Below are 13,134 nucleotides of genomic sequence, written 5' to 3'. Positions count from 1 at the left end.
AGCCGGGAAAGACCGGCGCCTCCTTAATACCCCACCGTCGCCGAGCCCGTTCGCCTCGGGTCCGAAGCGCCGAGCAGCAGGCCGCTTTCCGCGTCGACATGGATCGACTGGGTCGAGCCCATTACCGAATTGACCGAGATGGTGTGGCCCTTTTCCTCAAGCGCCGCCACCGTGTCGCGGCTCAATCCGCCCTTCTCGACGCGGATCTCGTCGGGCAGCCACTGGTGATGGATGCGCGAGGCATAGGTGGCCTCCGCCACGTTCATGCCGTGGTCGATCATGTTGGAGATCACCTGCAGCGTGGTGGTGATGATGCGCGAGCCGCCCGGGCTGCCGGTCACCAGATAGGGCTTGCCGTCCTTCAGGACGATGGTGGGACTCATCGAGGACAGCGGCCGCTTGCGCGGCTCCACCGCATTGGCGTCGCCGCCGATCAGGCCATAGGCATTGGGCACGCCGGGCTTGGCGGAAAAATCGTCCATCTCGTTGTTGAGGAGCACGCCGGTGCCCGCCGCGGTGATGCCCGAGCCGTAGGAGAAATTGAGCGTGTAGGTGTTCGACACCGCGTTGCCGTCCTTGTCGACGATCGAGAAATGCGTGGTCTGGTCGCTCTCGTAGGGCGCGAGGTCGCCCGGCTTGATCGAGGCCGAGGGCGTGGCGCGGTTGAGGCTGATGCCCTCGCGGATCTTCTCCGCATAGGCCTTCGAGGTGAGCGCTGCGACCGGCACATCGACGAAATCCGGGTCGCCCAGATAGTCGGAGCGGTCGGCATAGGCCCGCTTCATGGCTTCGGCCATCAGGTGGATCGTGTCGGAGGAATTGTGCCCGAGAAAGCCGATCGGATAGCCCTCCATCACATTGAGGATCTGGATGATGTGGGTGCCGCCCGAACTCGGCGGCGGCATCGAGACGATGTCGTAGCCGCGATAGCTGCCTTTGACCGGGTCGCGGATCACCGCCTTGTAGCCTGCCAGGTCCTCGAGGCTCATCGCGCCGCCGGCGTCGGCGACCGCGGCCGAGATCCTTTCGGCCACTTCGCCCTTGTAGAACCCGTCCGGACCTTCGGCCGCGATCTTCTTCAAGGTCGCGGCCAGATCCGGCTGCTTGAGCACATCGCCGGGCTCATAGAAGCTGCCGTCTTCCTTGAAGAAGATGCTGGTCGAGGCGGGCGAAGCTTTCAGCCGCTTTTCGAGCGCTTTCAGGCTGTCGGCCAGGTCGGCGGTAACGGTGATGCCGTCCTCGGCCAGCCTGATTGCGGGCGCCGCGGCTTGGGCGAGCGTCATCGTGCCATAGGTGTCGAGCGCGAGCTTCATGCCCGCCACGGTGCCGGGAACGCCGACGGCGAGGCCCGAATAGCGCGACAGCTGGCTGTCGGCATTGCCCTCGGCATCGAGATACATGTCGCGCGTCGCACTCGCGGGCGCCATCTCGCGGTAGTCGATGGCCTTGGTCTCGCCGCTCTTGGCGTCATGCACCAGCATGAAGCCGCCGCCGCCGAGATTGCCCGCGCGCGGCAGCGTCACCGCCAGTGCGAGCGCCACGGCGACTGCGGCATCGACCGCATTGCCGCCGTCCTTCATCACCTGAAGCCCGACTTCGGCCGCCACCGCCTCCTGCACCGAGACCATCGCCTCCCTGGCCCAGACCGGATGCACCGCATCCATGGAACTGTAGATCGCCGCTTCCTGGGCAAAGGCTGCGGTGGGCGCGAGGCTGAGGGAAAGGGCGCAGGCGAGCGCTGCCATGCGGTGGGGAAGGCGGGCGGGATGGGGCATCGGGTCCGTTCCTTTCTGGTGTCCTGGCCTCCGGATGTCCGGGAGGCCGGCAGCACCTAGAACAGGACAGATCGGCCGGGGCGTCAACCCTTCACACGGAGGCTGTCGGTCGGAGAGGCGGGCGTGACGGCCGGGAGCCTGCGTGCCCGCCCGGGTCGGTGCAGCCGCGGAGATGGTTTGATCGCCCTTTATCGCGCGCGGGAATCGCCTATCTACACGCCATGATCCCTCTTCTTGCTCACGGTGCCTGACATGGCCTTTCTCGGCATCATCGCGCTTCTCGCGGTTCTGGCGCTCATCTACGGCCCGCAATTCTGGGTCGGCCACACGCTGCGCAAGCACAGCGCCGCGCGGCCGGATTTCCCCGGGACCGGCGGCGAGATGGCACAGCATCTGGTCGAGCGGTTCGCGCTCGACGGCGTCCGGGTGGAGCGCACCGATGCGGGCGATCACTACGATCCCGAAGCCCGCACCGTGCGGCTGTCGGCGGACAACTATGACGGGGCCAGCCTGACGGCGGTGGCGGTCGCCGCCCACGAGGTCGGCCATGCGATCCAGCATCACCGCGGCGAGCGCGGGCTCAGGCTGCGCCAGACGCTGGCGCGGCTTGCGATGACCACCGATCGCATCGCCTCGGTGTTCTTCATCGCAGCCCCGGTGCTGGCGATCGCGCTGCGCACGCCGGCCGCGATGCTCGCGCTCGCGGTGATCGGCATCGGCCTGCTCGGCGTGCGCGTGGTGGTGCATCTCGTCACGCTGCCGGTCGAGTATGATGCAAGCTTCAACAAGGCGCTGCCGATCCTGCGCGAGGGCAATTATCTCGGCGAAGACGATCTCGCCAGCGCCCGCAGCGTGCTGAAAGCCGCGGCGCTTACCTATGTCGCCGCGGCCCTGACGAGCCTGCTCAATCTGGCGCGCTGGGTGCGGGTCTTGAGGTGACGGCCTCTTGAATTCCCGGCGCGCGGCCGCATTTAGCTGAACAACCCGATACCCCAACCGCAACGATGCCGAAGGAGATTGCCATGACCACCAGACGCAGCTTTATCGTTGGCGGCGCCGCCGCTGTGGGAGCCATCACGCTGCTGCCGTCGCTCGGCCAGGCGGCCGCGAATGCTGCCAGCCTCGACCTGATGGACGGCAAGATCACCATCCACCCCGTGGAGCACGCTTCCTTCGTCATGGAGAGCCCGGCAGGCACCATCTATGTCGATCCCGTCGGCGAGGCGTTGGCCTATGAAGCACTGCCCAAGCCCGACCTGATCCTGATCACCCACCGCCACGGCGACCACTACAATGCCGATCTTCTGGCTGCGCTCGCTCCTGCACCGGTCCTGACCAATGCTGATGTGAAGGGCATGATGCCGGAGGATCTGCAGGGCCGCGCCGATGTCATCGCACCGGGCGAGAGCACCGAGAAGATGGGCGTCGCCATCGAGGCGATCGCCGCCTACAACACCTCGGCCGACCGGCAGGACTTCCACCCCAAGGCGCGCGGCGATCTCGGCTTCGTGCTGACCATCGACGGCAGCCGCATCTATATCTCCGGCGACACCGAGGGCACGCCCGAAATGCGGGCGCTCGAGGATATCGATCTCGCCTTCGTCTGCATGAACCTGCCGTTCACGATGGATGCCGAGCAGGCAGCCGGCGCGGTGGCGGAGTTCGCGCCGGCCATGGTCGTGCCCTATCACTATCGCGGCCGCGACGGCGGAACACAGGACCCGGAAGCCTTCGCCAGGATGCTGAGCGACGCCGGCGGCTCGACCGAGGTCAAGCTGCATGACTGGTACAACGGCGCGCTCGGCTGATCCCGCGGCGCTCTTGCAGAGATGAGACGATCAAGCCGGGCCCCTGCTTCAAGCATGGGCCCGGTTTGCTTCTTTGCGCAGGAGAGGTAGAAGAACCGTCAAATGCCGGAGTTTTCCGGCTCCATCCCGGATCTCCCTGAAGGACGTGCCCGTGACCCCGCCCGACCGTATCGCCGAGCTGCTTGCCGCCACCGCCGAGGCCTTCGCGGACGGCACGCTCGTCCGGCTCAGGCTCGGCGGCTATCACGGCGACGAGCCGGATCTGAAATCGGTCGAGATCAAGAAGATTTCGACCAAGGCGGGCGAGCGCTACTCGTTCACGTACAAATACAAGACCCGCGACACCATCAAGAATTACGATGAGGCCGAGGCCTTCGACCTGCTGCGCGAAGGGCTCGCGACCGCGTTCCGCAGCGCGCGGCTGTCGACCACCGGCTTCGATCTCATGTTCGAGCGCAACGGCGCGAAAATGCGCCTGAAGCGCACCGAGGTCGAAGCCCGCGAGGCACCCTCGACCGAGCACAACCGCGCCAAGAACCGCCCGCTCGCCGAGACCGGCAAGCCTTGGCTCACGGCACTTGGCCTTGCCGGCAAGGACGGCCGGATCCGCCATGACGCGCAGGACAAGTTCCGCCAGATCAACAAGATGGTGGAGATCTTCGCGCCGCTCGTCGCAGCGCTCAAGGCCCAGCCGCCCCGGATCCTCGACATGGGGGCGGGCAAGGGCTATCTCGATTTCGCGCTCTACGACTATCTCGCGACCGTCGTGAACCGCCCGGTCCGGATCGTGGGTGTGGAAATGCGTCCGCATCTGGTCGAGGCCGGCAATGCCACCGCGCGCGCCTCGGGCTTTTCGGGCCTCTGCTTCGAGGCGGGCAGCATCATGGAATTCGACGCCGCCGGCGCCGACGCGGTGATCGCGCTGCATGCCTGCGACACAGCCACTGACGACGCCATCTTCAAGGGGATTGATGCCGGCGCCGCGCTGATTGCGGTGGCGCCGTGCTGCCACAAGCAGATCCGCCGGGCGATGAGCGAGGGCGAGGCCGATCGCCGGCTTGAACCGCTGCTCCGCCACGGCATCTTCCTCGAACGCCAGGCCGAGATGGCGACCGACACGCTTCGCGCGCTGCTGCTCGAACTGTCGGGCTACCGCACCCGCGTGTTTGAGTTCGTCTCCGACGCGCACACGCCCAAAAACAACCTGATCGTCGCCGAAAAAGACGGCCGCGCCGGCCGCGACCGCGCCGCGGTGCTCGGCCAGATCGCCGAGATCAAGGCAATGTTCGGCATCGACCGGCACCATCTCGAGGACCTGCTGGGGGTGTGAGGGGGCGAAGTTCCTGCGTCAGCCGCCCCGCCCGTTCCCTTAGCGGAACAGCTGCAGGATCGAGTCCGCCTGGGTGTTGGCGATCGACAGGGACTGGATCGCCAGCTGCTTTTGCGCCTGCAGCGCCTTGAGCCGCGTCGATTCCTCCGCCATGTCGGCGTCCACCAGTCGGCCGAGCGCCTTCTTGGAGACCTCGATCAGCTTCTTGGTGAAGGCCTCCTGCCGCTCGATGCCCTTGGCCTTGACGCCGATCAGCGCGTTGGCGTCGATCAGGTCCTGCTCGATCCTGTCCATCGCCCGCATCATGCCGGTCAGGTCGTCCGCCGTGGTGTTGGCGTCAAGCGCGATTTCCCTGGCCGTCGGCGAGGTGCCCGCGCCGAGCAGGTAGAAGGCTTCGGCCGATCCGCCCTGGGTCGTGACGTTGCGGTCCCTGGTCAGGATCCCGTTGGCGTCGTCCGCGGGGTCGATCAGGACAGTCTGTCCCTTGTCGATCTCGATATAGCCGACGCTGACGAAGCCGCCGTAATCCTTGATCGAGGCCGGCATGCTGACGGTCCCCGGCGACCCGTAGAGCCAGTTCTGGCCGTTGAAGGAGGCGCTTTGCGCGACATTGCCGAGCTGTGCCTTCAGTTCGGCAAGCTCCTTGTTGATCTTGGTCTTGTCGACGCCGGGTTCGCTGGCAAGGGCGAGCTTCGACTTGATCTCCGCGGCGATGTCGACCGCCTGGCTCATCCCCGCCGAGGCGATGTCGGCCATGGCGCGCGACAGGCCGAGCGCGTCGAGGACCGTGTCCTTGGCCTTGATGTCGGAGCGCAGCGTGGTTGCGATCGACCAGTAGGCGGAATTGTCCGAAGCATCATTGACCCTGAGCCCGGTCGTGACCCGTTGCATCGTCGTGTCCAGCTGCGCATCGATCAGCCTCAGCGTGGCAAGCGCCGTCATCGCTGAACGGTTGGTGTGAATGCTGAACGACATCTGCGCAATCCGGCATGAAAAAGGTCAAAGGCAATAATCTACCTTCGATTGTAATGCCCGGATTGTTAAAGGTGTCTTAGTGCCACCGCCGGGGCCGGCTGTGCCGGATTGCGGCACGCCGCGCGAGCGGTTGGCCCGGGGCTTTCCCGGAGCGACAGGCGATGGCTCGCATTTCCGCGGGCAGGGCGGTTGCGGGCACGCGGGGGCGACCTTGCCTGCGAACAGGGCCAGGCCTGCGCCGCGCCGGGCGCGAGCCCGCCTGCGCGCTAGCGCAATCGCTCCAGCACCGCCTTCAGCGACTCGTCGGAATAGGGCTTGGTCAGCAGCATCGCGTCCTCGTCGGCGCCTTCGGGGACATGGGTTTCGCCGGTGGCGAAGACGATGCCGACCCTGGGCTTGAGGCGCCGGACACGGCTTGCCAGTTCGCCGCCCTTCATGTCGGGCAGGCCGACATCGGTGACGAGGATGTCGAACTCGCTGGCTTCCGCCGCCTTCAGCGCCTCGGCCGCCGTGCCCGCCTCGATGACGGTGTAGCCCATGTCGCCGAGAATGTCGGCGGTGTTGATGCGGATCAGCGCCTCGTCCTCGACCAGCAGGATGGTCAGCGGCCGCGGGGGCGTGGTCGCCTCGCCGGAGGCGGCGGGGCGATCGCCGGAGGAAGCCGTCGCGCGGGCGCTGGCGGCCTGCTTGCGGTTGGCGAGCAGGTGGCGGATGCGGCCGTCCAGCGCCTCGCGGGTATAGGGCTTGGACAAAAGCTCCACCCCGGCGTCGAGCTTGCCGCCATGCACGATCGAGTTTTCCGTGTAGCCGGAGGTGAACAGCACCACCAGGTCCGGATGGTTGGCCTGCGCGATCTTCGCCATTTCCGGGCTCTTGAGCGTGCCGGGCATGACCACGTCGGTGAACAGCACATCCACCTCGAGGCCGCTTTCGATGACGGCGAGGCCTGCCTGGGCGTCGCGCGCGGTCAGCACCCGGTAGCCGAGGTCGGTGAGCGTCGCCACCACGGTGGCGCGCACGTCATCGTCGTCCTCGACCACCAGGATCGTTTCGGTGCCGCCCTTGGCCGGGCCGGCGACCGGGGTGGTGTCCGCCTCCTCCTCGCCGTGCACGCGCGGCAAGTAGAGCTTGACGGTGGTGCCGTGGCCGGGCTCGCTGTAGATGTTGATGTGGCCGCCCGACTGCTTGACAAAGCCATAGACCATCGACAGCCCCAGGCCCGTGCCCTTGCCCTCCGGCTTGGTGGAGAAGAACGGTTCGAACACCTGCTCGAGCGTGTCCTCGTCCATGCCGGTGCCGGTGTCGGTGACCGCGACCAGCACATACTCGCCGCTCATGACATCGTCGAAGAAAGAGGTATAGGTGTCGTCGAGCCGGGTGTTCGACGCCTCGATGGTGAGCTTGCCGGCGTCGCCCATCGCGTCGCGGGCATTGATGGCGAGGTTGAGGATCGCGTTCTCCACCTGGGTGGGGTCGGCCGAGGTGTTCCACAGGCCTTCGGCGACGATCACCTCGATGCCGATCGACTCGCCGATCGAGCGGCGCAGCATGTCTTCCATGCCGGTCACGAAACGGCCGATATTGATGACCTTCGGTTCCAGCGGCTGGCGCCGGCTGAAGGCGAGCAACTGGCTGGCGAGCTTGGCGCCGCGGTCGACGCCGGCCAGCGCGTTCTTGACCCGGGTCTCGGCGCGTTCGTTGCCGGCCACGTCCTTGGCCAGCAGCTGGAGATTGCCGGCCACCACCTGCAACAGATTGTTGAAGTCGTGGGCGACGCCGCCGGTGAGCTTGCCGATGGTTTCGAGCTTCTGCGACTGCTGCAGCGCCTTTTGCGATTGCAGCAGCTCCTCGGTGCGCTCTGCGATGCGCTGTTCGAGATTGGCGTTGAGATCGGCCAGCGCCGCCTCGTTGAGCTTGGCGTGCTCGATGTCGGTGTTGGAGCCGACCCAGCGCCGGATCGCGCCGGTCTCGGTGCGCACCGGCGTGGCGCGGACCACGTGCCAGCGATAGGCACCGTCATGGCGGCGGATGCGGAACTCGGTCTGGTAGACCTCGCCGGTCTCCACCGCGCTGGCCCAGGCCGCACGGGCATCCGGCAGGTCCTCGGCGTGGACGAGCGTGGTCCAGCCGTCTCCCTTGAGCGCGTCGATCGATACGCCGCTATAGGTGATCAGCTGGTCGTTGACCCATTCGATGCCGCCGTCCGCGCTGGCGGTCCAGATGTGGTTGAGCAGCGACTGCGACAGCGAGCGGAATTCCTCCTCACTGGCCACCAGCGCCAGTTCCGCCTGCTTGGCGGAGGTGATGTCGGTGAACAGGATCGCCACATTGTTGCGCTCCTGCCCGTCGATGGAAAAGGCCTGGACCTCGAACCAGCGATTGCCCAGCCGGCTGGCCTCGAATTCGTCGTGGATCGGCACGCCGGTGCGCGCGACCTGGCCATAGATGTCGAACCAGTGCTGTTCATGGCCGGCGGCGATGTCGCGGCGCATCCACTTGCCGACCGGATCGACGATGCCGGTGTGGCGCTCGAAGGCGGCATTGGCCTCGATGAATTCGTAATCCACCGGCTTGCCGTCCTCGTCCCAGATCATGCGGATCACGCAGAACCCGGATTCGAGGTTCTGGAACAGGTTGCGGTAGCGCTCGCGCTGGGCCTGCGCCTCGGCCTCGGCGCGCCTGCGCGCGGTCACGTCGAACAGCACGCCGGGGAACCTGTCGGGCTTGCCGGCCTGGCCCTTGACCAGCTTTCCCTGCGCCAGCACATGCGAGACCGAGCCGTCGGGCCGCATCAGCCGGAACTCGCTCATATAGGCGTCGCCGGTCTCGATGGTGCGGACGATGTCGGAGGCCACCCGCGCGCGGTCGCCCTCGTGGATGCGGTCGAGGAACACCTCGAGCGGCAGCCCCTCCTGGGCCAGCTTGGCATCGAGCGCCAGGATCTGCGCAAAGCGCTTGTCGGCGAAGATCCGGTCTTCCGAGACGTCCCAGTTCCAGGCGCCGAGCACGTCGGCATTGGTCATGGTCAGGTCGAGCCGTTCCAGCAGATGCGTGGTCTGCGAGCTGCGCAGCGCCACCACGCGGCCGTCGTCCGGCGTCGGCACCGACACCGAATCGAGATCCACCGGGCCTGTGGCGCTCATGAAGAAGCCCCGGTCGTCGTAAATGTCGCTGAACGGGCGGCCAATGGCCTCGTCGGCCTTCCAGCCGAGCAGTCGGGTGGCACCCTCGCTCCAGCCGTTGATGACGGCTTCGGAATCAAGGAAGATCAGCGGGGCGGAGAGGGTGGTGTCCATTGAGCTCTGTTCGTTCGGGAAAATCCGGCTGCGGCGGCGGAACCTAGACCGGTGCAGGAATTTTTTCCATAACATTTATTAGCATATCTGGCGACCAAACCCAGATTGTTTCTCGCATGCGGACAAGGGAATAGGCCGGCGGCCGGATACAGGCCGCGGCGGGCAGGAGCAGGGGGCTGCGCAAGCGCCCGCCGGGCCCGCGCGGGGCGAAACCTGCCTGTTGCTGCTGACACCTGTTGTCAGCATGCCGCCACGGCGCCGGGCAATTGCCGCGCCGCCCCTTTCCTTCGCCTTCGACTCCTCCCATATTGCCGGAATGGCTCAATCCTCCGAAAAAGGCGCCCGCTCGCGCGGGCCGCAGTCCCACGACACCGCTCCAGACGGCTTCGGCGAAGCGCCGCAGCGCGCGCTGTCGGGCGTGCCCGCATCCGCGCCCGGATCGATCGCCGACTGGGCGGCGGAGCTGGCGAAGGAAGCCGAGCGCGACGCGGTCAAGGCCCGCCGCCAGGCGGAAAACCGCGAGATCCGCTCCGCGGCCGGCAAGCATCGCAAGAAGGCTGGCGAGTCGCCCGCCGAGGCGGAGAAGGCGGAGGCCGATCAGCTCAAGGCCAAGAAGACCGCCCGCGGCACCTCGATCGGGTCGAGCAACGATCCGCGCGCCCGCGCCGCCGCCGGGCTCAACGCGGTCGCCGGCCTCGACATCTCGGTCGAGGAGGCGGAGGCTTCGGGCGCCACCAGTGCCAACACCGCCACCGTGAAAGCGCTGTCCGACCTGATCGAGAGCGGCAATCCGCTGTTCAAGAACGGCAAGACCTGGACCCCGCACCGCCCGGCGCGGCCGGAGAAATCCGAGGGCGGCGTCCGGCTGAAGATGGCGACCGACTACAAGCCCGCCGGCGACCAGCCCACCGCGATCGCCGATCTCGTCGCCGGCGCCAACGAGAACGAGCGCAACCAGGTGCTCTTGGGCGTCACCGGCTCGGGCAAGACCTTCACCATGGCCAAGGTGATCGAGGAGACGCAGCGCCCCGCCGTGATCCTCGCGCCCAACAAGACGCTCGCCGCCCAGCTCTATTCCGAGTTCAAGAATTTCTTCCCGGACAACGCGGTTGAGTATTTCGTCTCCTATTACGATTACTACCAGCCCGAGGCCTATGTCCCGCGCACCGACACCTTCATCGAGAAGGAGTCGACCATCAACGAGCAGATCGACCGGATGCGCCACGCCGCCACGCGCGCGCTGATGGAGCGGGACGACGTCATCATCGTCGCTTCCGTCTCCTGCATCTACGGTATCGGCTCGGTGGAAACCTACACCGCCATGACCTTCCAGATGCAGGTCGGCGACCGCATCGACCAGCGCCAGCTCTTGGCCGACCTGGTGGCGCAGCAGTACAAGCGCCGCGACATGGATTTCCAGCGCGGCTCGTTCCGCGTGCGCGGCGACACCATCGAGCTGTTCCCGGCCCACCTTGAGGACGCGGCCTGGCGGATCTCGCTGTTCGGCGACGAGATCGAGAGCATCGCCGAGTTCGACCCGCTCACCGGGCAGAAGACCGGCGACCTGAAAAGCGTCAAGATCTACGCCAACTCGCACTATGTGACGCCGCGGCCGACGCTCAACCAGGCGATCAAGTCGATCCGCGAGGAACTCAAGCACCGGATGGCCGAGCTCGAAGCCGCGGGCCGTCTGCTCGAAGCCCAGCGGCTCGAGCAGCGCACCCGCTTCGATCTGGAAATGCTCGAAGCCACCGGCGTCTGCCAGGGCATCGAGAACTATTCGCGCTACCTGACCGGCCGCGCGCCGGGCGAACCGCCGCCGACGCTGTTCGAATACATTCCCGACAATGCGCTTTTGTTCATCGACGAGAGCCATGTCTCGATCCCGCAGATCGGCGGCATGTACCGGGGCGACTTTCGCCGCAAGGCGACGCTCGCCGAATACGGCTTCCGGCTGCCCTCCTGCCTCGACAACCGGCCCTTGCGCTTCGAGGAATGGGACGCGATGCGACCCTCCACCGTCGCCGTCTCGGCCACGCCCGGCGCCTGGGAGATGGAGCAGGCGGGCGGCGTCTTCGCCGAACAGGTGATCCGCCCCACCGGGCTGATCGATCCGCCGGTCGAGGTGCGCCCCGCGCGCGCCCAGGTCGACGACGTGCTCGGCGAGATCCGCGCCACCGCCGAGGCCGGCTACCGCACGCTCTGCACGGTGCTGACCAAGCGCATGGCCGAGGACCTGACCGAATACCTGCACGAGCAGGGGGTGCGCGTGCGCTACATGCATTCCGACATCGACACGCTGGAGCGCATTGAGATCATCCGCGACCTGCGGCTCGGCGCCTTCGACGTGCTGGTCGGCATCAACCTGCTGCGCGAGGGCCTCGACATCCCGGAATGCGGCCTCGTCGCCATCCTCGACGCCGACAAGGAAGGCTTCCTCCGCTCCGAGACCTCGCTGATCCAGACCATCGGTCGCGCCGCGCGCAATGTCGACGGCAAGGTGATCCTTTATGCCGACAAGATCACCGGCTCGATGGAGCGGGCGATGGAGGAGACCGAGCGCCGCCGCGCCAAGCAGGAAGAGTACAACAAGGCCCACGGCATCACCCCGGAATCGGTCAAGGCCCACATTTCCGACATCCTCGATTCGGTCTACGAACGCGACCACGTCCGCGCCTCCATCGCCGCCCCCGGCGGCAAGGGCGGCAAGGCGGACGAGGGCGCGCTGGTCGGCGCCAATCTGTCGGCGCATCTCGAAGCGCTCGAAAAACAGATGCGCGACGCCGCCGCCGACCTCGACTTCGAAACCGCCGCCCGCCTGCGCGACGAGATCAAGCGCCTGAAATCGGTCGAGCTCGACCTGATGGACGACCCCATGGCGCGCGACACCGGCGTCGAGAACACCCGCGCCTCGCGGAAAGCCGCGGCCACCGGCAAGCCGGTGAAGGGCAGGGGCAAGGATGGCGGCCGCGATGGCGCCGCTGGCTCAATCTCCCCCCTTGCGGGGGAGATGCCCCGACAGGGGCAGAGGGGGGTATCGTCCCCCACCCGGGATGCCGCAGAACACCCCCCTCTGTCGGCTTCGCCGACATCTCCCCCGCAAGGGGGGAGATCTGGGGAGGGGACCTCCTACTTCCGCAAACCCGACCTCGACAACATGGGCCCCGGCACCGACCTCGAAAGGCCGGCCGGCACCTATTTCAGGAAGAACGATCGCGCGGATGCCTTGGAAGGCGCAGCCGACCAAGACAGCGAATCCGCGCAGGAAAGACCAAGCTATTTTCGAAAAAATAGCTTGGACGAGATGACCGTCGGTCGCACCGAAAAGCCGATGCCGGGCAAGACCCCGCAGAAGCCCGACGACCCCGGCCCCGTCCGCCGCGCCAAACCCGGTGCCGGCTCCTACGAGGACCCCGCCGAGGAAGCCCGCCGCAAGCGGAGGCCCGGCAAGACGGGACGTCCGGGGCGGTGACCAGAAGGGCGAGATCCCGGCAGCATACGATCTCCCCCCTTGAGGGGGAGATGTCACGAAGTGACAGAGGGGGGTAATCCCTCCCTTCGCGCCGGCCTCACGTTCACCCCCCTCTGTCGGCTACGCCGACATCTCCCCCGCAAGGGGGGAGATCGGTGGTCCCCGCCGTCGTGATTCTCTGCCCTCTCGGTTCGTCATCCTCGGGCACCGACCCGAGGATGACGAACCGCAATGTCTCCACCTTCTGCGGTCGGGGATGGATCACGGTGTGGATCCCCGGCTCGCGGACGCTCGCCTGCTGGATGCCGGATCAAGTCCGGCATGACGGCGTCTGTGGTCCCCTTCCTCGCCCCTTCGGGGAGAGGATAGCAAGTCCGCATGAGGCGCAGCCGAATGCTTGGACGCGCTTAGTGAGGGGACCTGGGGTAGTGTGCGGAGAGTTCTGCAAAATGGCTGAGATTGGGCGGTCATGGCAGGC

At 66.8% G+C, this 13,134-nt stretch carries 7 protein-coding genes; 4 read left to right on the top strand and 3 right to left on the bottom strand.

The window, feature by feature from the left end; genetic code table 11:
- Nucleotides 1-23: 23 nt before the first annotated feature.
- Nucleotides 24-1,775, bottom strand: a complete 1,752-nt coding sequence (gene ggt / locus AWJ14_RS05395) for a gamma-glutamyltransferase (RefSeq protein WP_210183498.1) — start codon at nt 1,773-1,775, stop codon at nt 24-26.
- Between the two features lie 252 nt (nt 1,776-2,027).
- Between ggt and AWJ14_RS05390 the strand changes: the two genes are divergently transcribed.
- The 3 genes from AWJ14_RS05390 (at nt 2,028) to AWJ14_RS05380 (ending at nt 4,913) form a co-directional block, all read left to right on the top strand.
- Nucleotides 2,028-2,714 (top strand): zinc metallopeptidase, encoded by a 687-nt coding sequence (locus tag AWJ14_RS05390; protein WP_066175997.1) that lies wholly within the window; start codon nt 2,028-2,030, stop codon nt 2,712-2,714.
- Between the two features lie 83 nt (nt 2,715-2,797).
- Nucleotides 2,798-3,583 (top strand): MBL fold metallo-hydrolase, encoded by a 786-nt coding sequence (locus tag AWJ14_RS05385; protein WP_066176267.1) that lies wholly within the window; start codon nt 2,798-2,800, stop codon nt 3,581-3,583.
- A gap of 151 nt (nt 3,584-3,734) precedes the next feature.
- Nucleotides 3,735-4,913, top strand: a complete 1,179-nt coding sequence (locus AWJ14_RS05380) for a class I SAM-dependent methyltransferase (RefSeq protein WP_066175994.1) — start codon at nt 3,735-3,737, stop codon at nt 4,911-4,913.
- 39 nt (nt 4,914-4,952) lie between these two features.
- On the opposite strand, the gene AWJ14_RS05375 is transcribed toward AWJ14_RS05380, so the two are convergent.
- Nucleotides 4,953-5,888, bottom strand: a complete 936-nt coding sequence (locus AWJ14_RS05375; RefSeq protein WP_066175992.1) for a flagellin N-terminal helical domain-containing protein — start codon at nt 5,886-5,888, stop codon at nt 4,953-4,955.
- 266 nt (nt 5,889-6,154) lie between these two features.
- Complete coding sequence (locus tag AWJ14_RS05370; RefSeq protein ID WP_066175989.1) at nt 6,155-9,184, bottom strand: PAS domain S-box protein; 3,030 nt, start codon at nt 9,182-9,184, stop codon at nt 6,155-6,157.
- A gap of 316 nt (nt 9,185-9,500) precedes the next feature.
- Here AWJ14_RS05370 and uvrB point away from each other — a divergent pair, with 316 nt between their 5' ends.
- Nucleotides 9,501-12,656 (top strand): excinuclease ABC subunit UvrB, encoded by a 3,156-nt coding sequence (uvrB, locus tag AWJ14_RS05365; protein WP_066176264.1) that lies wholly within the window; start codon nt 9,501-9,503, stop codon nt 12,654-12,656.
- Nucleotides 12,657-13,134 lie beyond the last annotated feature (478 nt).

It is taken from the genome of Parahoeflea olei (assembly GCF_001703635.1).
Classification (GTDB): Bacteria; Pseudomonadota; Alphaproteobacteria; order Rhizobiales; family Rhizobiaceae; genus Hoeflea; species Hoeflea olei.
The sequence above is the reverse complement of the archived record's forward strand: the minus strand, read 5'-3'. Positions and strand labels throughout refer to the sequence as shown.

What these genes read in the sequence shown, in the direction of transcription:
- ggt (WP_210183498.1), bottom strand. Translation starts at nt 1,775, where the DNA reads ATGCCCCATCCCGCCCGCCTTCCCCACCGCATGGCAGCGCTCGCCTGC.
- AWJ14_RS05390 (WP_066175997.1), top strand. Translation starts at nt 2,028, where the DNA reads ATGGCCTTTCTCGGCATCATCGCGCTTCTCGCGGTTCTGGCGCTCATC.
- AWJ14_RS05385 (WP_066176267.1), top strand. Translation starts at nt 2,798, where the DNA reads ATGACCACCAGACGCAGCTTTATCGTTGGCGGCGCCGCCGCTGTGGGA.
- AWJ14_RS05375 (WP_066175992.1), bottom strand. Translation starts at nt 5,888, where the DNA reads ATGTCGTTCAGCATTCACACCAACCGTTCAGCGATGACGGCGCTTGCC.
- AWJ14_RS05370 (WP_066175989.1), bottom strand. Translation starts at nt 9,184, where the DNA reads ATGGACACCACCCTCTCCGCCCCGCTGATCTTCCTTGATTCCGAAGCC.
- uvrB (WP_066176264.1), top strand. Translation starts at nt 9,501, where the DNA reads ATGGCTCAATCCTCCGAAAAAGGCGCCCGCTCGCGCGGGCCGCAGTCC.